An 18,414-nucleotide genomic window follows, 5' to 3' on the forward strand; every position below is an offset into this window, starting at 1 on the left:
CGAAATCGACGCGATCTTCAACCGAAGACCGCGCAATTCGCCGTTTCCGGGTGGTTCCTGATCGAGTTTGATCACCGGAAGGGCATTCAGCGTCAACGAGGCCGCTGCTCCTTCCCCCTCAACGGATGAATCCCCTGCTGGACCCCCAGAGAACACGCACCGCGCGTCGCGGACCAAGCCCGACCGGAAACGAGGAATCGATGTCTGACCACCGAGACGGGGCCGACCACGTGGAGAAGGAGTGCGCCGCCCTCGCCGGGCTGCCCGCCGCCCAGCGGCTGGCCGAACTGGAGAAGCTCTGCCGCCGCACCGAGCGGGCCCTCGGCCGGGCCGTCCTGGACACCGCCGCCGAGGTCTACGAGCAGGGCCACGACACCGCCCTGCACCGCTCCCCGTACGCCTACGGCTACCTGCGCCGCAGCCTGGGCTTCCGCAGCGAACACCGAACGGACGGCTGACCGTTGTACACCTACATGTGCCGCACCCGCTGGGGCGACATGGACGCCTTCGGCCACGTCAACAACCTCAAGGTGCTCCAGTACGTCCAGGAGGCCGTCTACTGCCTGCTGTACGACGACACCGAGGGACAGGACCTGTTCGAGGACGGGTTCATGATCGCCCGTCACGAGATCGACTACCGCTCCCCGCTCTACCACTGCCCCACCCCGCTGCCCGTGCAGATCTGGGTGGAGCGCCTCGGCCGGTCCTCGATCAGCACCACCTGCGAGGCCCGCCGACGCGGACAGCTGGTGTTCCAGGCCCGGACGGTCACCGTGCCGACCGACGCCGCGACCCGGCGCAGCCGGCCGCTGCGCGAGGCCGAACGCCACCACCTCAACCGCTACCGGGTCCGCCCGGCCGGACCGGTCGCCCCCGTCGCCCCCGTCGGCCGCGTCCCCGTGCGCTCCCCCGGCCGGATCAGGGTCCCCGTCCTCGGCGAACGGGCCTCCTGAGCGCGGCACGGGAACACCCTCCCCGCCCCCGGGAGGAGCACCGCCGGCCCCGGCCCGGGCACCCCACCCCGGCCCCGGGGCCGGCCCCGTTCCGCCGGTGCGCCGCCGTCCACCGCCGGAGCCCCGGGCGCCCCGGGGACTCCGGGGGCCGGTGCGGGCTCCGGGGACGGTGCCTCCGGCGCCTCCGGGGACGGCGGCCACGGGGGGACGGGTGAGACCAGCGGGTAGTACGAGGGATCGTTCATACCCCCATTGACCACCCGCCGCCCCGGCCCGCCAAGCAACCGGCCCGCCCGGCTCACCCCCCGGCCCGCCCGGCTCACCCCCCGGCCGGGCCGGGCCTCCGCCTGCCCCCGGGCCTCCGTCTGCCCCCGGGGCGGGCGGGCCCGGGGAACTCGGCTACCCGCCCAGCCGGGCGAACCGGCTCTCCAGGCGCGACAGTCGCAGCGTCGTCGCCGGGGAGCGCAGCGCGTCCTGCCGCTCCCGGAAGCTCGTGTACGCCCGCCGGGCCTGGTGGATGTTCCCCGCGTCCAGCTCCAGGTGCGCCAGTTGCAGCAGCGACACCCCGATCGTCCGGTGCTCGCCGGCCGGCCGGGCCCGCAGCGAGGCCCGCAGGTACGACAGCGACAGATCGGTGGCCCGCAGCGAGCGGTGCACCTGCGCGGCCTGGTAGAGCAGGGCGGGCTCCGGGTACCGGTGCGGGCCGCCCTCCGCGGTCGCCCGCCCGGCCCACTGCTGCGCCCCCTCCAGGTGCCTGAGCGCCTCCGCCGCCCGGCGCAGCCGGGCCGCCGCCACCGCCTGCTGGGCCAGCACGAAGGCCCGCACGCCCGGTGCCGCGTCCGGCGGCAGGTGCTCGGCCGCCGCGTCCGCCAGCCGGGCCGCGTACGCCTGGTGCCCGAGCGCCCCGGCCTGGGTGCTCTGGTCGCGCAGCGCCATCGCCTGGGCCTGCCCGTCCTGCGCCTCGGCGGCCAGCTGGTACGCCAGCCGGTAGTGCCGCTGGGCCTCGCCGTGCCGGTTGTCGTCGGTGTACGTCCGCCCGACCAGGCGGACCAGCTGGGAGGCGGCGACCAGCAGTTCGCGGTGCCGCGCGCCCCCGGCGGGGGACTTCGCCCAGGGCAGCACGTGGTCCCGCAGGTAGCCCAGCAGCAGGCTCCGGGCGATCGCCCCGCCGTACCCGTCGTAGTGCCGGGCGCCGAACGCCGTCATCTCCCGCACCGCCTCCACCTGCCGGGCCCCGACCCGCTCCGGGCCGGGCCGCCGTCCGGCCGGGACCAGCGGCGGCCGGGGCGCGGATTCCGCGGCCGGGGCGGATCCCACCGGGGAGCGGGGGGAGGGCAGCGTCCGGATCTGGAACAGCGGGGGCTGGGACGCCTCGTCCTGCGGTTCGCCGGAATTCGGCCAGGAATGCAGCAGGCGCAGCCCCGTCAGGGCGTCCGTCGGATCGGTCTCCGGCTCCTCGGCGGCGCTCTGCTCGGTCGGCTGGAGACCGAGTTCGCTCTGGGAGACCGGGCGGCCCAGCCGCCGGGCGAACGCCTCCTCCAGCAACTGCGGCCCGGGCGGGCGGGGCTGGGTGCCGGACAGCCAGTGCGCCACCGTCGTCCGGTCGTAGCCCACGCTGAAGCCGCTCTCCCGGGCCACCTTCTGCAACGCGGCCGCCAGCGCGGGGCCGTTCCACCCGGCCTCCGCCATGCAGCCGCGCAGCGCGACGTTCGGACCGCGGGCGTGTGACATCGACGACTCCTCGTGCGGACCACCTCGGGGCTGGCCTCAGAATAACGGGCGGCGCCGACCGCGAATACCGATTTCCGGCGAATACCGGCCGTTCCACGGCCGGGACGGAAATCGACATCGCGGCGGCCGTCTCCGTTCGGTGGCGAAGGAGTGATTGACGCTGCGGTGGCCGGGTTCTCGGCCGTGGAGAATGTGATGACCCGACAGGAATATGATCGGCCCGGTGTTATTCGTATTTCTCCGGTCCCACGGCCTCGGCCAGAATCCGGCGCAGCAGCCCCCCGGCGTCCAGCAGCAGGTGCTCGGTGCCGGCCGGCACCACCCGGTGGGTCAGCTCCAGGAACTCGCGGACCGGCCCGGCCGGGGTGTGCAGCACCGCGGTCTGCCCCGGCGTGCTCAGCGCGATCGCCAGCAGGTCCCCGTCCGCGCTCGACCGCCGGATCGTCACGTCGCCGATCCCGGCCCACCCCTCCAGGCCCTCCACCAGCAGCTCGCGGGCGAACAGCCAGGTGATCGGCTCCTCCAGGTCCACGTGGCAGTCCAGGTGCACGGCGTACGGGTCGGCCCGGTGGTAGCGCAGCCGGGCGGGCACCGAGACCCGCAGCCCCGGGCACGGCAACACCGTCACGTCCAGCAGCAGCACGCAGTCCGGCCCGCCGTTGCGCCGGAGCCAGGCGCGCGGGGTGTTCTGGTGGGTCACCGGTCCTCCCTCGGACGGACGACGGACGGGGTGGTGGGGGACGTGACGGGCGGGGCGGTAAGCGGAGCGGGTGGCGGGGCGGCGGGGGCCGGATCGGGCGGGGGGTGCGGGGAGAGGCGCTCCCGTTCGGGGGCCGGGTGGGCGGAGAACCGGGGCGGGGTGACCAGCCGGGACCACTCGTGGTCCCGGCGGCCGGGCACGGTGCGGCCGGACTGGTGCCAGAGGGTCACCAACCGTGCGTAGATGGGAGCTTGCTGAATCGTTTCGTCTCGGACGCCCATAGGGGCCCATGGGTCGGCACTCACGTTCGGGGATAACGACCGAACCCGGGGGCGGTCACGGCACTCGTCACCCCTCGCACCGGACGGGTGCCGTCCCGCCGCCACGGCCCCGCCGCGGTGCCCCCGTAGTGGTGAACCGGCCGCCCCGGACGCCCGTCCGACTCGTCCCGACGACGGGCGCCGGGAGGGAGGGGCGTGGCGGGGGACGGGACGCGGGGCCGGGTCAGGCGGGCGCGGCCGTCCGGTCGTCGCCCGTCCCGTCCGCGGCGGCCAGGGACGCGGCCAGCGCGCGGGCCCGGTCGAAGGCCCGGACCGGGTCGGGCCCGGCCGACCACGGGTGGGCGCCGCACCACGGGCCGATCCGCCGGAACTGCTCCAGCGCCAGCGCGGGCTGTCGGGACGTCAGGGCGAAGTGCGCCAGCAGGTGCCGCAGCAGCGGCACCTGGTCGTTCGACGCGGGGGTGCCGTCCAGCGCCGCCGCCACCCGGGGCAGCAGCTCCCGGTACCGGCGACCGCCGGGCAGCCCGCGCGGGCCGTGCCGCGACTCCAGCTCGGTGAGCGCCTGGAGGTACAGCCCGGGCAGCGGAGACCCGGCCGGGGCGGAGTGCACCGCGCGCACCGCGAACCGCAGCATCAGCGCGTCGCTGCCGTGCCACTTGGCGCACCAGTACTGCATCGCCTGCCAGTGCCCGCCGACGTGGTGCGGGGCCCGCGCGACCACCTCCCCCCACAGCTCCCGGAACTCCCGCCGCGGCAGCCGCACCCCGCGCGCCGCCGCGATCATCACCACCCACGGGCCCGGATCGCGCCCGTCCGACTCGGCCGCCCGCCGCGCGAGTTCGTACGCCGCGGTCAGCTGCGTCCGGAACGCGGCCAGCCGCTCCGGCGCGACCTGCGCCGGGAAGCCGCTGCCGCGCGCCTCCCAGGCCCGCTGCACCAGCAGCCGGGCCCGGACCGTCGCGGCGGCGCACGGCGCCGTCCCCGCCTCCTCCCAGGCGGTCAGCCAGGCGTCGCGCTCGGCCGCCACCCGGGTCAGGAAGTCCAGCCGGGACCAGCGCTCGTCCCAGTCCGTCCCCGCCGCCGCCACGTACGCCTCGGCGGCCCGCCAGCCACCCGCCAGGCAGGAGTCCGCCAGCGCCCCCAGCTCCTTGCGGCGCAGCAGCCGCATCGGCGGCCCGGCCCGCCCCGGGTCCAACTCCGCCGAGGGCACCAGCCCGTACGCGGCCGGATCGAACCCCGCCGGGACGGCCCCCGCCCGCTCCGCCACCGGCCCCGGCCGGGGCCCGCCGGTCCGCCGCCGCGTCCACAGCATGATCATCGCGGCGAGGCCGAACACCAGAACGGGGGTCATACCGAGAATGATCGCCCACCCCCGCCCGACCCCCGGCCACGACCGCCCGTCGGCAGGCTCACCCCGCCACCGACCAGTCGAGGCCCCCGTCCGCGCCGACGACGGCGGTGACCGGCGGGGCGGAGCCGCCGAGGGCGCGGTGGCCGAGCAGGGCGGGAGCGCCGGTCGTCAGGGCGCGCGCGATGTCGTGCAGCATCGCGGTGACGGACGGCCACAGCGGGGCGTCCGGCCGCCAGGTCTCGTGGTCCCAGAGCCGGACGGCGCCGCGGGCGTCCCCCGGGCCCAGATCCACGAACAGGGTGTCGCCGCCCGGGCTCTCCGCGATCGGCAGGAACTCCGGCCGGTAGCGGGGCGCGGGACGGCCGTCCGGGCCGACGGACTCGCCCTCGGCCGCGGCCACCTGGAGCTGGACCTCGCGGTACTCCAGGGCCGCCGGGAGCGCGAGCGGCGCGAAGGCGCCGGGGAGCCAGTGGTCCCCGTCCACGTCCGGCAACAGCCACCAGCACCGCAGCTCGGCGGGCAGCGACAGCCCGAGCGCCGCCCCGGCGGCGTCCAGCGCGTCGGGACCGGCGGCCGGCCGGAGCGGGCCCGGGCGGGTGCGGTCGTCCAACCAGGCGCGGATCGGGGCCCAGACGGCCGGGAGCGCGGATGCGGAGGTGTTCACGGCGGGTCAGTCTGCCGTACTCCGCCGACACCTCGCGGGGTGGCTCAGGACAGGTCGTGGCAGAGGCGGAACGGGTGCCCGGCCGGGTCGAACAGGGCGCGGACGCGGGGCTGCGGCTGGTGGTCGGTGAGGGTGGCCCGCTGCTGGTAGGCGAGTTGGATCGGCAGTGGGAGGCGAAGGAGTGGTGCGGATCGGGCCGGATGGCGGACGGCCTGGCCCGGTTCGGCCCGGCCGCCGCGGCGGCGGCTCGGTCGCTGCACCGGTTCTGGGCGCACACCCCGCACAGCTACGAACGCCCCGCCCACCTGCGGGCGTTGCACGCGATCGACCCCGGTGCGGCGGGCCCGCTGCTGGTCGAGTCGCTCTGGGACTGTGAGGCGGACGCCCGGCACTACGCCGTCCGGCACGCACCCGGGGGCGGGCGGCCCGGCGGATGGCCGGGTTGCGGGACAGCCCGCTGGAGTCCGCGGAGCTGCGGGCGGACGCCGCGCGGCGGGTGGGGTGAACGTGCCGGCGGGCAGGGCGGAGGTGTCGAGGCCGTGGTGGACCGCGTACCCGCCCGGGTGGCCGCCGGTGCGGAAGCGGTCGAGCATCCGGTGTACGTCCGCCGGGTGCTGCTCGAACATGGAGCGGACGGCCAGGTGGCCTCACGGGCCGGCCCGGGTGGAGTCGGCGTTGTCGTACGTGTTCTGGAGGACGGTGGACAGGCGGGAGGTGTGTTTGCCTGCCTCGGCCACTGCCCGGGTGTCGGTGGCGCCCTTCAGGCCCTAGACCATGAACGCGGTATCACACGGCGGGGGAGTGGGCCGCGCGGTGGCCGGGCCTGGGCTCAGGTGCGGGGTGGGCGGAACGTCCGGGTGGCCCAGTCGTGCAGGTGGGGGGCCTCGCCGGCGAGTTCCCGGTATGCGGCGGTGGCGGCCCCGGACAGGGTGTCGGCCAGGTCCGGGTCGATCGCGGCGCGGCGCCGCAGCAGGACGTGGCGCAGCCACAGGGGCGTTCCCAGCAGCGGCCTGACCGCGACGCCCGGTACCGGTGCGGTGCTGCCCGGCACCGGCGCCGCGCCCAGTCCGGGGGCCACCGGGTCGAGCACCTCCCGTCGCCCGTAAGGCAGTTCGCGTACCGCGGCGGGGGTGAACGGGGTCGACTCGTGGGCTGCCCGGAACAGCGCGAGCCAGCACCCGCCGTCGGCGGTCGGCAGCAGCCGGCACTCGCCGGCCAGGTCGGTCGGCGCGGGTTCGGCGTGGTGGCGCAGTGGGTGGGCGGCGGGCAGGGCGACGAACACCGGCTCGGTGGCGCCCGCGCGGCCCGCCGACGGTGGCGTCGGGCGCAGTCCGGAGCCGGGGTGGTCGAGCAGCAGCGCGAGGTCGGCGGGCGGTTCGGCGTCCCCGGGCGGGGTCAGGACGAAGCGCAGTTCGGGCCGCAGGTGCCGGACCCGGGCCAGGGTGCCGGGCAGCAGGGCGGTCGGTCGGCGGCAAGCCGCAGTTCGCGGTGCGGGCGCCCGCCGCCCGGGATGGCGCCCCGCCCGAGCCGGTCGACCCGGGCGAGTACCTCGCGGGCGGCGGCCAGCACCTCGGCCCCGAAGATGGTGGGCACCACCCCGGCGGCCGTCCGGTCGAACACCGCAGCACCCAAGCGCCTTTCGATCCGCCGCAGTTGGGTGCTGGTGGCGGGCTGGGACACACCGATCGCCGCCGCCGCCCGGCCCACGCTGCCACTGTCGGCGATCGCGCAGAGCACCCGCAGGTGTCGCAGTTCCAGATCCACGGCCGACCCTCCTCGCGCGCGGGCGGCCCCGCCCCGGCGGTGACATCGGGCACTCCACGCAATGCCGCACGCGACATGTCAGTCGATTTCGCTCGCCTTCGTCTCCCGGAACTGCCGCGTCGAGCCCCCGGACGCCGAGGGCGCGCCCGGCAGCGGGTGGTGCTGGTACCACTCGGTGCCCGCCATCCGGGCCCGGTCCGCCGGGGTCGCGGCGGCCAGCCGCCCCGGCAGGGCGCCGCGCTCCACCTCCGAGCGGTGCGCGAACACCGCCGCGAGCTTGCGGTCCAGCCAGGGGGAGACGTCCAGCGCCGTCACCTCCGCGTCCGGCACGGTGTACGCCGTCCGGCCGGGGCGCAGCAGCAGCGGGGCCAACTCGCGCGCCGCGCCGTCCGGATGGGTGGCGAGCAGCAGGCGCCGCACCCGCCAGGGGTCGCCGAGCTCCGGGTACAGGGCGGGCAGCGCGGCGGCCTGGACGGCGAGCAGCGTCAGCCGGTGGGTCTGCCGGTGGTCCGGGTGTCCGGTCATCCCCCCGTACGCGTCGTGCGTCACCACCCAGTCCGGCCGGAACTCGCGCAGCTGCGCGACCAGTTGCCGCACCGCCGGTTCCACCGGCACGTCCACCAGCCGGTCCGCGCCCGGGGCCGACTCCGGCACCTTCGCGTCCGCGTACCCCAGCAGCCGCGGCGCACCCGCCCCCAACTCGGCCAGCGCCCGAGCCAGTTCCGGCACCCGGTGGGTCCCCTCCGCCCAGGTCGCGGTCACCACGCCGGTCCGCGCCCCCGCCGCCGCGTGCCGGGCCAGCAGCCCGCCCGCCGACAGCGACTCGTCGTCCGGGTGCGCGAACACCCCCAGTACGTCCGGCAGTTCCATCCCGCCACCCACCTCTCCCGCTCCGCGCCACCGCGCGCACTCGCCGTCACGCTAGCCGGGGTGGGTCGGCGGAGGCGGGGGAAAGGGCGCGGAGACGCACCGGCGGGTGAGGGGAGGCGAACGCCAGATCAGGTCGGGGGGCCGTCGAGTGCGGTGCGGGGGTGTTCAGGGGGTCGGGGCGGCGGGGCAGGTGCAGAGCGGGGCGAAGGCGCGGGTGGCGGCCGTGGCGAGGGCGGTGGCGACGGTGGCGGGCGGGTCGCCGGCCAGGACGCGGCGGCGCAGTTCGCGCAGGGTCGCCCGGTGGAGGCCGGCCAGGGCGCCGGCCAGCAGGGGCGCGGTGGGGGAGGGGGGCAGGGCGGCGGCGAGGGCGGACTCGACGCGTTCGCCGATCTCGCGTTCGCGGGCGCGCAGCGCGGGGCTGGCCTCGACGGTGCGGAAGAAGCCGGCCGAGCCGGGGCCGAGCCCGATCGCCGGGTCGCCCCGTTCGAGCGCGGCGCACAGGTCGTCGCGGACGGCCGCCGCCGGGCAGCAGGTGCCGGGCGGCAGCGGGTCGACCAGGGCGGCGAGGTGGCGCTCGACCTCGGACTGCCGGTCGAAGAACAGGTCCTCCTTGGTCGGGAAGTAGTTGAACACCGTGTTGGTCGACACGCCCGCGTGCCGGGCCACCTCGGCGACGGTGACCCGGTCGAAGCCGTGCTCCAGGAACAGCGGGAGCGCGGCGTCCGCGATCGCGGTGCGGGTCTGCTGCTTCTTGGTCTCGCGAAGGCCCATGGCGCCCATCGTACGGAATGGTAGGGTCACTGAAAAATTGGTGTGACACCAAGATTCTCTCGGGGTGCCCGGTGCCGGGCGGTGAGGAGGCCGGAATGAACGGAACGACCGGAGCGAATGGGACGGGCGGCTCCGGGTTCGGGTTCGGGATCTACCCGGGCGCGCTGCTCGGCGACGAGCGCGGCGTCCTCCACCCCGTCCGGCCCGACGACCCGGTCCGGCTGGCCCGGGCGCTCGACCTGTTGCAGGGCGCCGAACCCGGCTTCCGGATCCGGATCTACCGGTCCTTCGCCCGCACCGTCACCCCGCCGCCGCAGACCCCCGACGGCTGGCAGCCGTACCTCGACCGGCCGGGTCGACGGATCGACCTGGTCCTCCAGTTCCGCGAACCGAGCGGCAGCCTGGACGGCTGGGAGGCGTACGTCCGGGCCCAGGTGCGCGAACTCGGCGGCCGGCTCGGCGCGGTGCAGGTCTGCGAGGAGCCCAACGCCGACCAGCCGGTGCTGGACGGCAGCACCCCCAACGTGCTGGCCGCCCTGGTCGCCGGGGTGGTCGCCGCCAAGGACGAGGTGCGCGCGCTCGGCCTCGACGCCGTCGTCGGCTTCAACGCCGTCCCGTCCTTCGATCCCGCCGCGACCTTCTGGCCCGAGTTGGGGCGCCTCGCCGACCGGGCCTTCCTGGACGCGCTCGACTACGTCGGCCTGGACTTCTTCCCGGACGTCTTCCACCCCGTCCCGCCCGAGCGCCTCGCTGACGCCACCGCCTGGGTGCTGCACGCCTTCCGGCACGCCGACCTGCCGAAAGCCGGCATCCCGGCCGGAACGCCGATCCGGATCTGCGAGAACGGCTGGCCCACCGGACCCGGCCGCCCCGAGGACGCGCAGGCCAGGGCGCTGGAGACGGTGATCCGCACCGTCGCCGACCGGGCCGGGCCGCTCAACATCGACGGCTACAGCCTGTTCGCCCTGCGCGACGCGGACAGCTCCGGCGAGAGCCTGTTCCACCACTTCGGACTGCTGCGCGACGACCACTCGCCCAAGCCGGCCTTCGACACCTACTGCCGCCTGATCGCCGAACTCGGGCCAGAGCTACGGGGGTTGGTGAGGGAGGGCTGAGGTCGGGGGCCCGACGGCCACTCAGGGCGCGGGTACCTCACCCGCCTTGTCGGTGACCGCGCGGCGCAGCACGGCGGTGTCGAAGGTGGCACCGACGGGGTCGCCGCCCTCGAAGGTGACGAGGCGGACGCTGTGGCTGCCGAGGTACTCGCAGCTGTGTGGGTCGAAGATCAGCTCCGTCCGGTCGGTCGCGTCCGCCCGGATCACGCCGATGCCGTGACGCCCGGTCAGGTCGACGGCGGCGAGGTCGAAGGTGGCGCCCGGGACGGCGGCGGCGGCCTGGCAGAAGGCGGCGGCGGTCCGGGGGGTGAGCAGTTGGGTGGAGACGAGGTTGGAGATGACCCGGAACGCGGCACCGTCCGCGTCGCCGTCGCCGCCCTCGGGGTGCTGGGCGCGGATCTGCTCCAGGAGTGCCTGCGGGTCGGTGGGCAGGGCGGCCAGGTAGGCGTGGTTCGGGACGAGCAGACCGGTCGGCAGGCCACCGGAGTTGGGGCTGAAGGACATCCGGCCGTTGTGCGGATCGATGATCACGCCGTCGGTGCGGCCGTCCAGCGCGATCCACTCCCGGCGCACGCAGGCGTCCTCGCCGGAGAAGCGCTGGAGCGTCTCGCTGTAGAGGAACTGACTGTCGTCCACCTGCGGCACCGGCTTCGACGCGGCGGCCTGCGCGGCGGCGGCGAACGCCTGCCGGGCGTCCGTCACCCCGGCGGGCGCGGAGCCGGGTGCCGGGGTGGCGGGCGCGGAGGCCCGGTCGGTGGGGGCGGTGCCGTCCGGGCAGGTGGAGGGGGTGGCGGAGGTGGGGAAGAGGGGTGCGGCGCCGGCCCGGGTCGTCGGGGCCGGGTCGCCCGCCGGGTGGCCGGTGGCGAGCAGGGCCACGGCCGCGGCCAGGCCGACCACCAGCGGGGGCGCGACCAGCCAGCCCCGCCGCCTGCGCGGCCGTCGCGCCGCGGTGGTGGCGTGGTCCCTGGCGATCTCGTTCATCAGGTGCTCCTTCAGCAGCCGCTCGCGGTCGGCGGGGAGCGTTCCGGGTTCGTGGTTCATCGCGCGTTCCCCTGGATCGACCGGGCGACTCCGTAGCCGCCGTCCCGTACCTGTCCGCCGCTCGGCCCGGGTTCCCGGTCCTCCGTCAACTCCCGTTCGGCCAGGGCCCGCAGCCGCGCCCTGGCCCGGGACAGCCGGGACCGCACGGTGCCGACCGGCACCCCGAGCGCCTCGGCGGCGGACGCGTAGTCCAGCCCGACCCACACGCACAGCCGGAAGACCTCCCGTTCGCCGCGCCGCAGCCCGGCCAACGCGCGCTGCACCGCCGCGAGTTGGGCGTGGTCGTCGAGCCGGGTCACCAGCTCCTCGGCGAAGTCCGGCACCGGCTCGCGCTCCGGCAGCCGGGCCATCGCCGCCCGGTGCCGCCGCCCGGCCCGCGCCGTGTTCCGCAGCACGTTGGTGGCGATGCCGAACAGCCACGGCCGGACCGACTCCCCGTCCTCCCGGAGCTTCCCGCGCAGCCGCCACGCCTCCAGGAAGGTCAGCGACACCACGTCCTCCGCCGCCGCCCAGTCCCCCAGCGCCCGCAGCGCGTAGCCGTACAGGGCCTGGGCGTGCTCGTCGAAGAGCTCCCCCAGCGCCGTCTGTTCCCCCGCCCGCAGCCGGGCCCGTTGCGACAGTTCCACACCCCTCCCTGTCCGTCCGCCCGCCCGGGTTCCCGTGAGCCGCGTCACACCGGGGATCGACGGGGATCGACGGGGGCCGGGGCCGGGAGAACGTCAGGGGAGCCGGACCACCGTCCTGGCGCCGGTGTGCTTGACGCAGGTCACCCAGCGGTTGGCGGCGAGTGCGTCGTGGGGTTCGGTGCGCAGGCGGGAGGCGGGGGCGTGGTCGAAGGGGGTGCGGACGGTGGTGGTCCAGCCGTGGGCGGCCAGGGTGGCGGCGGTGTTCGGGCGGGGGCCGGGGGCGAACAGGGCCAGCAGGTCGACGCCGAGCCGTTCGCGGGCGTCCGCGTAGACGGGGGCGGCCCGGACGGTGGGGGACTCCAGGCCGGTCTTGATCTCGTAGGCGAGGGTGCTGCCGGGGGCGCTGAGGCCGTCCAGGGCGGTGGCGACGGCGAGTTCGCTCTCGGCGGGGAGGTACAGGAACAGGCCCTCGGCCAGCCAGGCGACCGGCCGGGACGGGTCGAGTCCGGTGGCGGTCAGGGCGCCCGTCCAGTCGTCGCGCAGGTCGACCGGGACGGTGCGGCGGTGGGCGGTGGGGGCCGCGTCCAGGCGGTCCAGGACGCGCTGCTTGAAGCGGAGCACCTCGGGGCGGTCCAGCTCCCACACGGTGGTGCCGGCCGGCCAGGGCAGCCGGTGGGCCCGGCTGTCCAGCCCGGCGCCGAGCAGGACGACCTGCCGGGTGCCGGCGGCGGTCGCGGCGAGCAGGTGGTCGTCCAACACCCGGGTGCGCAGGGCGAAGTAGGTGGCCAGCCGTTCCCAGACCGGGTCGCCCGGGACCACCCGGGCCGGGTCGTCCGGCCAGTCGGCGCAGCCGGGCGAGGCGCGGACGAAGTGGGCCGCGAACGGGTCGACGGCCAGCGCCTCGCTCCGGCGCGCCTCCAGCGCGCGGGCGTTGGCGACCAGCAGGGCGGTCCGGCCGACCCCGGCTTCGACCCCGGGATCGGGGCGGGCGGAAGCGGGGTGGGCGGGGCCGGTGGTACCGGGGCTGGTGGTGCCGAGTGCGGTCACTGCCGGACCGCCGTGGTGCGGTGGGTCTCGTGGGTCCCGTGGGTTCCGGGCATGGCTCTCTCGCAGAGGGTAGGTGTGCGGGTGGTGCGGGGTGCGGCCGGGCGGGGGTGGTCACCGCCGGGTCGCTGCGGCCCCGGTCTGCTCCGGCTCCGCGCCGGTGGCACCGGCGGGACGGATGGGCTCGGCGGGCTCGGCGGGCTCGGCGGGGTCGGGGAAGGCGGGGAACTCCGTGAGTTCGGTGAAGGGCCGGCGGTCCAGTTCGGTGATCCGCGCGCCGTAGACCCGGCTCATGAAGCGCAGGATGTCGGCGTCCGCCAGGTGCAGGGCGGTGGTGCAGTCGCGCAGCACGGTGAGGTGGAAGCCGCGCTGGAAGGCGGTGCGGGCGGTGGAGTCCACGCAGACGTCGGTGAACAGGCCCGCCAGGACGAGGTGGCGCAGGCCGCGGCGGCGCAGGTGGGGTTCGAAGTCCGGGTCCTGGAAGGTGTCGAAGCAGGCGCGCTTGGTGAACACCGCCTCCTCGGGGCGGGGCCGCACGCCGTGGAACTCGGCGCCCCAGCTGCCCTCCAGGCACTTGGGCCGCTTGCCGAGCCGGGCGTCCCGGCGCTGCCAGGCCGAGCCCTGGTAGGCGGGGTCGCCGAGGAAGCGGACGAACAGCACCTCGACGCCCGCCTCCCGGGCCAGCCGCACCGCGCGGACGCTGCCCTCGACGGCCCGGGCCAGCAGCGCGGGGTCGCCGGGGAAGCGGGCGGCGGCGACCTCGCCCGCGCAGAAGTCGTTCTGGAGGTCGACCACCACCAGCGCCGTCCCGGCGGAGGCGTCCGGGCCCCGGTCGTCCCGGTCGTCCCGGTCGTCCCGGGCCCCGGGCACCGCGGCGGCCACGCCCTCAGCGCCCTCAGCGCCCGCCGGGCCCGCCGGACCTGCCGCGCCCTCAGTGCCCGCCGCGCCCTCAGCGTTCATCGGGAGCCCGCCGGCGCGGCAGCGGTGTCGGCCGTGGCACCGTCGGCGGCTCCGGCCGGGCTCGGCACGAACGTTCCTGCAAAGGCGGAAAGGACCGCGTCCACGACCGCGGTGGTCCCGGCCGTCCCGCCGAGGTCGGGGGTGCGGGCCCCGGCGGCCTGGGCGGCGGTGATCGCGGCTTCCACGGCGGCCTCCGCGCCCGGGCAGTCGGCGTGCCGTTCGGCGATCCGAGCGGCGGCCCGGATGGTGGCGACGGGGTTGACCAGGTCGCGGCCCGCGAGGTCGTCGGCGGAGCCGTGCACGGTCTGGTACTCGGTGAGTCCGGCCAGCTCCGGGTGCAGGTGGACGTTCTCGGTGCAGCGGTTCTCCTGCCGCTCGGAGCCGTAGCGGTCGAGCAGGACGACGTGCATGATGTCGGCCCACTCGTTGCCGGCGACCAGCAGGGTGCGGTCCTCGGGGCCGTGCGCGATCAGGTTGCGGTTCACCGTGTCGGGCTGGAACAGGGCGACGTCCAGGCCGAGTTCGGCGGACAGGCCCTCCGCCCAGTCATCCAGCGCCCCGTCCAGCAGGTGGTACTTGTAGGCGAGTTGCACCCGGGCGGGGCCCTCGGCCCACAGTTCGCGGGCGCGGCGCACCGCGTAGCGCACCACCTGTTCGGTGACGTCGCGGCTGAACTCCATGGTGCGCACCACCCTGCCGGGGGTGTGCAGGTTCTCGCCGGTGTAGAAGCCCTGGGCCTGGTCGCGGACCAGCAGCAGCCGGGCCGTCCCGGCGGTGAGCGGTTCGACCTTGACGGCGGCCAGCCGCTGCCGGACCAGGTACAGCGACTGGGCGTTGATCGCGGTGCGGAAGACCGCCCGGGCCCCGGCGGCGGCCTGGTCGCGGCAGAACCGCTCGTAGTGCGCGGCGTCCTGCTCGGTGAGCGCGGCGATCTCCGCGGTGCCGGCGGCCTCGGCGCGCAGGGACACGTACGAGTGGTAGGTGCGCGGTGACCGCTCCACCCGGACCGGTCGGCCGTGCAGCCGGGTGATCCGGTCGAGCACCCGCTCGAAGACGGGGGCGAGGTCCGGGCCGGTGCCGCGGCCGACGGCGAGGGCGATGAGGGGTGCGGTCACTGCGGGGCTCCTTGGGAGGTGGTGCGGGAGGCGTCGGCGGCCGGGTGGTTCCGGCCGCCGTCCGGCCGGGCACTCGGGGTGCCGAGTACCCGGCTGGACGGCGGCGTGGCTGGCGCCGGCGCCGGCGGGGCCGGCGTCGGTGCGGACGTTCCGGTGTCGGAGGGGACGTTCCGGTGTCGGGGCGGCGGGTCGGGTCAGAAGGTCTCCGGGACCAGCTGGTCGCCGGGGATGCCGGTCTTCTCGGGGGAGTAGTAGTCGCGGATGCCCTCGGCCCACACGCCGACGGTGATCCGGTCCTCGGCGTCCGGCCCGAAGGCGTCGAACAGCGACTCGATGTTGGGCTTCTCGAAGCCGATCGCGGTCATCAGGGAGAGGAACCGGGGCCGTTCGATCAGGCCGTCCCCGTCCGGGTCGCCGAGGACGGCCAGCGCGTCGGCGAAGGCCGCGGCGGTGGCGCCGAACACCTCGGTGTTGAGCACGAAGCCGCGGAACTCCTCCGGGCTGATCAGTCCGTCCCGGTTGGTGTCCAGCGTCTCCGCCAGCACCTGCCAGTAGCGGCTGAGGCTGTCGGCGAGCGCCTGCCGGTCGGCGGCCGGCGAGTCGTCGGCCACGGTCAGCAGGCGCTCCGTCATCAGGTCGAAGTCCTCGACGTCGAGCACCCCGTTCCCGTTGGTGTCGAACAGGGTGAACACCAGTGCGGCCCGCTGGAAGGCCTCATGTCCCATGGGTAGTCGTCCCGTCGCTCGCGGCGGGCCCGACCTGCGCGGCCTGGCCTCGGCCGGGAACTCCTACTCTGCCGGTAAACCGGGCCCGTTGTCCCGGAAACTGACCGCTCGTCACTCACGGGAGTGACTAATGTTACCCAAGTGATTATTGTCACGTCCTGTGACCGTTCGGGCGGCAACTGACGGGCCGTCATGTCCGGTGGTCCGTCCGGCCCGACCGGCCGCCGCCGGAGGGCGGTGTGGCGGCCGTCACGCCCGGTGGGCCGCCCGGGGGCGGGCGGGCGCGGGCGGCCGGGGGGAGCGGCACCGGGCGGGCGCGGAAGCCGAAGCTAGCATGGGGCGCGCCTTAGCTCGGCCAACCCTCAGAACCGGCCGACCCTCAGCTCGGCCCACCCCCCGAAAGTTGAATTGTGACTGTCAACGACGACGTGTTCACGGACTGGAAGAACCGCGAGGAGCTCGCGGAGACGATGATCCCGATCATCGGACGGCTCCACCGCGAGCGGGACGTCACCGTCCTGCTGCACAGCCGCTCCCTGGTGAACAAGTCGGTGGTCAGCATCCTGAAGACGCACCGCTTCGCCCGCCAGATATCCGGCGAGGAACTCTCGATCACCGAGACCTTCCCCTTCCTCCGGGCCCTCTCCTCGCTCGACCTCGGCCCGTCCCAGATCGACCTCGGCCTGCTCGTCGCCGCCCACCGCGCCGACGACCGCGGCCTGTCCGTGGCGGAGTTCACCGCCGAGGCGGTGTCGGGTGCGACCGGCGCCCACAAGATCGAGCGGCAGGCCCCGCGCGACGTGGTGCTGTACGGCTTCGGCCGGATCGGCCGCCTGCTGGCCCGCCTGCTGGTCGAGAAGGCCGGCGGCCTGCGGCTGCGCGCCATCGTGGTGCGCGACGGCGGCGGCGACGACCTGGTCAAGCGCGCCTCGCTGCTGCGCCGCGACTCCATCCACGGCCAGTTCCAGGGCACCATCACCGTGGACGAGGCGACCAACACCATCGTCGCCAACGGCAACGCGATCCAGGTGATCTACTCGAACGACCCGAGCGAGGTGGACTACACCGCGTACGGGATCGACGACGCCATCCTGATCGACAACACCGGCCGCTGGCGCGACCGCGAGGGCCTGTCCAAGCACCTGCGCCCCGGCATCGCCAAGGTCGTGCTGACCGCCCCGGGCAAGGGCGACGTCCCGAACGTCGTGCACGGCGTCAACCACGACACCGTCAAGCCGGACGAGCGGATCATCTCCTGCGCGTCCTGCACCACCAACGCGATCGTGCCGCCGCTCAAGGCGATGGACGAGGCGTACGGCGTGCTGCGCGGCCACGTGGAGACCGTCCACTCGTTCACCAACGACCAGAACCTGCTGGACAACTACCACAAGGCCGACCGCCGGGGCCGCTCCGCGCCGCTCAACATGGTGATCACCGAGACCGGCGCCGCCTCCGCCGTCGCCAAGGCGCTCCCGGACCTCAAGGCGAAGATCACCGGCAGCTCGATCCGCGTCCCCGTGCCGGACGTCTCGATCGCCATCCTCAACCTCCAGCTTGCCCGCGAGACCACCCGCGAGGAGGTCCTCGACCACCTGCGGGACGTCTCGCTGACCTCCCCGCTCAAGCGGCAGATCGACTTCATCGACTCGCCCGACGCGGTCTCCAGCGACTTCATCGGTTCCCGGCACGCCTCGATCGTGGACGCGGGCGCGACCAAGGTCGAGGGCGACAACGCGATCCTGTACCTGTGGTACGACAACGAGTTCGGCTACTCCTGCCAGGTCGTCCGGGTCGTCCAGCACGTCTCCGGCGTCGAGTACCCGACCTTCCCGGCCGCGCACTGACGCGACGGCGGACGGCGGTAGCGGACCCCGGTCGGCCTGCGGGCCGGCCGGGGTCCCCGCATCTCCCCGACGGCCCGTCAGCCCTGTTCCGCCGCGCGCTTCCTGGCGTAGGCGCGGGCCGCCCGGACGCGGTCGCCGCAGCGGGTCGAGCACCAGTGCCGGGCGGCGTGGGTGCGGACGTAGAACCGGGTGCACGGGGTGCCGCCGCAGCGGGCCAGCCGGGCCGCGTCCGGGCCGGTGAGCAGCTCGGCGGCGTCGGCGGCGAGCCGGGCCATCGCCCCGTCGGCGATCCGGTCGGCCGGGTGCGGCGGGCTGCGGTGCAGGCCCCGCTCGGCGTCCCAGCGCAGTAGCGGTACCGCCGGGGCCGCGGTCAGCGCCCCGTTCACCGCCGCCAGCGCCCCGGGCGGGGCGGGCCGCCCGGCGACCGCGGCGTCCAGCAGCTCGCGCACCGCGTTCCGGAACGTCCGCAGCCGGACGGTGCACGGCTCCAGCACCCGCCCGCCCTCCGGGGCCAGCCCGTGCTCCACCAGCCACGCGGAGGCCGGTCCGGGCGCCGCCAGCAGGTCCAGCGGCCCGGCCGGGAGGGCCAGGAGCGAGTTGGCGAAGTCCAGCGCCGGGTACTGCTCGGCCCCGGGCGCGGGCGGCGGCGCGGCGGGGGCGGCGGAGGTGGTCGGGCTCATGTCCCTCATGGTAAAGGCCGGTATTGGCCGTGAGGAGGGGTGTGGAGGTTGATATGTCGACTGATCGATCCGCGGTGGGAGGTGGCCGTCCCCTCGCTCGATCTCACGGGAAAGCTTGCCGTTCTCCGTGAGGTGTCGCTAGATTCTCCTCACGGAGAAAATCCAGTTTTCCCGTGAGG

The 18,414-nt window shown here is 75.6% G+C and carries 21 protein-coding genes; 4 read left to right on the forward strand and 17 right to left on the reverse strand.

Going from position 1 to position 18,414, the window contains the following annotated elements:
* The first annotated feature begins 200 nt into the window (after window positions 1–200).
* Both ACIQVD_RS08075 and ACIQVD_RS08080 read left to right on the forward strand, forming a co-directional pair.
* Window positions 201–458 carry a hypothetical protein gene (locus ACIQVD_RS08075; RefSeq protein ID WP_146616469.1) on the forward strand — a complete coding sequence of 86 codons (258 nt, stop codon included), beginning with the start codon at window positions 201–203 and terminating at the stop codon, window positions 456–458.
* Window positions 459–461: 3 nt separating this feature from the next.
* Window positions 462–953, forward strand: coding sequence for a thioesterase family protein (locus ACIQVD_RS08080; protein WP_100839806.1), 492 nt, complete (start codon window positions 462–464; stop codon window positions 951–953).
* Between the two features lie 399 nt (window positions 954–1,352).
* On the opposite strand, the gene ACIQVD_RS08085 is transcribed toward ACIQVD_RS08080, so the two are convergent.
* The 10 genes from ACIQVD_RS08085 to ACIQVD_RS08130 all read right to left on the reverse strand — a co-directional run bounded on the left by ACIQVD_RS08085 (window position 1,353) and on the right by ACIQVD_RS08130 (window position 9,085).
* On the reverse strand, window positions 1,353–2,684 hold the full coding sequence (locus ACIQVD_RS08085) for a hypothetical protein (protein WP_402286873.1): 1,332 nt from the start codon (window positions 2,682–2,684) through the stop codon (window positions 1,353–1,355).
* Window positions 2,685–2,910: 226 nt separating this feature from the next.
* A complete protein-coding gene (locus ACIQVD_RS08090) occupies window positions 2,911–3,384 on the reverse strand; it encodes an SsgA family sporulation/cell division regulator (RefSeq protein WP_402286876.1) in 474 nt (157 codons plus the stop codon).
* Complete coding sequence (locus ACIQVD_RS08095; RefSeq protein ID WP_402286879.1) at window positions 3,381–3,614, reverse strand: hypothetical protein; 234 nt, start codon at window positions 3,612–3,614, stop codon at window positions 3,381–3,383. The genes ACIQVD_RS08090 and ACIQVD_RS08095 overlap by 4 nt, the downstream gene beginning before the upstream one ends.
* A gap of 274 nt (window positions 3,615–3,888) precedes the next feature.
* A complete protein-coding gene (locus tag ACIQVD_RS08100) occupies window positions 3,889–5,016 on the reverse strand; it encodes a hypothetical protein (RefSeq protein ID WP_402286881.1) in 1,128 nt (375 codons plus the stop codon).
* Window positions 5,017–5,074: 58 nt separating this feature from the next.
* The gene (locus ACIQVD_RS08105; RefSeq protein ID WP_400678656.1) at window positions 5,075–5,680 is read right to left on the reverse strand and encodes an SMI1/KNR4 family protein; all 606 of its coding nucleotides are present in this window, start codon (window positions 5,678–5,680) and stop codon (window positions 5,075–5,077) included.
* Between the two features lie 44 nt (window positions 5,681–5,724).
* Entirely contained in the window at window positions 5,725–5,940 is a 216-nt protein-coding gene (locus ACIQVD_RS08110) for a hypothetical protein (protein ID WP_402286884.1), read from the reverse strand.
* Window positions 5,941–6,509: 569 nt separating this feature from the next.
* A complete protein-coding gene (locus ACIQVD_RS08115; protein WP_402287723.1) occupies window positions 6,510–7,136 on the reverse strand; it encodes a LysR substrate-binding domain-containing protein in 627 nt (208 codons plus the stop codon).
* Window positions 7,076–7,444 (reverse strand): LysR family transcriptional regulator, encoded by a 369-nt coding sequence (locus ACIQVD_RS08120; protein ID WP_402286887.1) that lies wholly within the window; start codon window positions 7,442–7,444, stop codon window positions 7,076–7,078. The genes ACIQVD_RS08115 and ACIQVD_RS08120 overlap by 61 nt, the downstream gene beginning before the upstream one ends.
* 78 nt (window positions 7,445–7,522) lie before the next feature.
* A complete protein-coding gene (locus ACIQVD_RS08125) occupies window positions 7,523–8,314 on the reverse strand; it encodes a PIG-L deacetylase family protein (protein WP_402286890.1) in 792 nt (263 codons plus the stop codon).
* A gap of 165 nt (window positions 8,315–8,479) precedes the next feature.
* Window positions 8,480–9,085 (reverse strand): TetR/AcrR family transcriptional regulator, encoded by a 606-nt coding sequence (locus ACIQVD_RS08130; protein ID WP_402286893.1) that lies wholly within the window; start codon window positions 9,083–9,085, stop codon window positions 8,480–8,482.
* Window positions 9,086–9,180: 95 nt separating this feature from the next.
* On the opposite strand from ACIQVD_RS08130, the gene ACIQVD_RS08135 reads away from it, so the two are divergent.
* The gene (locus tag ACIQVD_RS08135; RefSeq protein WP_402286895.1) at window positions 9,181–10,200 is read left to right on the forward strand and encodes a hypothetical protein; all 1,020 of its coding nucleotides are present in this window, start codon (window positions 9,181–9,183) and stop codon (window positions 10,198–10,200) included.
* 21 nt (window positions 10,201–10,221) lie between these two features.
* On the opposite strand, the gene ACIQVD_RS08140 is transcribed toward ACIQVD_RS08135, so the two are convergent.
* The 6 genes from ACIQVD_RS08140 to ACIQVD_RS08165 all read right to left on the reverse strand — a co-directional run bounded on the left by ACIQVD_RS08140 (window position 10,222) and on the right by ACIQVD_RS08165 (window position 15,711).
* The gene (locus ACIQVD_RS08140; protein WP_402286898.1) at window positions 10,222–11,241 is read right to left on the reverse strand and encodes a CU044_5270 family protein; all 1,020 of its coding nucleotides are present in this window, start codon (window positions 11,239–11,241) and stop codon (window positions 10,222–10,224) included.
* A complete protein-coding gene (locus ACIQVD_RS08145; RefSeq protein ID WP_400678665.1) occupies window positions 11,238–11,867 on the reverse strand; it encodes an RNA polymerase sigma factor in 630 nt (209 codons plus the stop codon). Before ACIQVD_RS08145 ends, ACIQVD_RS08140 begins: the two co-directional genes overlap by 4 nt.
* A gap of 93 nt (window positions 11,868–11,960) precedes the next feature.
* Entirely contained in the window at window positions 11,961–12,914 is a 954-nt protein-coding gene (locus ACIQVD_RS08150) for an SAM-dependent methyltransferase (protein WP_402286901.1), read from the reverse strand.
* Between the two features lie 111 nt (window positions 12,915–13,025).
* The gene (locus tag ACIQVD_RS08155) at window positions 13,026–13,793 is read right to left on the reverse strand and encodes a cysteine hydrolase family protein (protein WP_402286903.1); all 768 of its coding nucleotides are present in this window, start codon (window positions 13,791–13,793) and stop codon (window positions 13,026–13,028) included.
* A 74-nt stretch (window positions 13,794–13,867) separates the two neighbouring features.
* A complete protein-coding gene (locus tag ACIQVD_RS08160; protein WP_400678668.1) occupies window positions 13,868–14,986 on the reverse strand; it encodes an isocitrate/isopropylmalate family dehydrogenase in 1,119 nt (372 codons plus the stop codon).
* Window positions 14,987–15,180: 194 nt separating this feature from the next.
* A complete protein-coding gene (locus tag ACIQVD_RS08165; protein WP_402286906.1) occupies window positions 15,181–15,711 on the reverse strand; it encodes an EF-hand domain-containing protein in 531 nt (176 codons plus the stop codon).
* A gap of 410 nt (window positions 15,712–16,121) precedes the next feature.
* On the opposite strand from ACIQVD_RS08165, the gene ACIQVD_RS08170 reads away from it, so the two are divergent.
* A complete protein-coding gene (locus tag ACIQVD_RS08170; protein WP_400678670.1) occupies window positions 16,122–17,555 on the forward strand; it encodes a glyceraldehyde-3-phosphate dehydrogenase in 1,434 nt (477 codons plus the stop codon).
* Window positions 17,556–17,632: 77 nt separating this feature from the next.
* Here the strand turns inward: ACIQVD_RS08170 and ACIQVD_RS08175 are convergent, their stop codons facing one another.
* Window positions 17,633–18,244 (reverse strand): CGNR zinc finger domain-containing protein, encoded by a 612-nt coding sequence (locus ACIQVD_RS08175; RefSeq protein WP_402286909.1) that lies wholly within the window; start codon window positions 18,242–18,244, stop codon window positions 17,633–17,635.
* Window positions 18,245–18,414: the final 170 nt, after the last annotated feature.

Origin of the sequence: Kitasatospora sp. NPDC090308 (assembly GCF_044769485.1) — a bacterium.
Taxonomy (GTDB): domain Bacteria; phylum Actinomycetota; class Actinomycetes; order Streptomycetales; family Streptomycetaceae; genus Kitasatospora; species Kitasatospora fiedleri.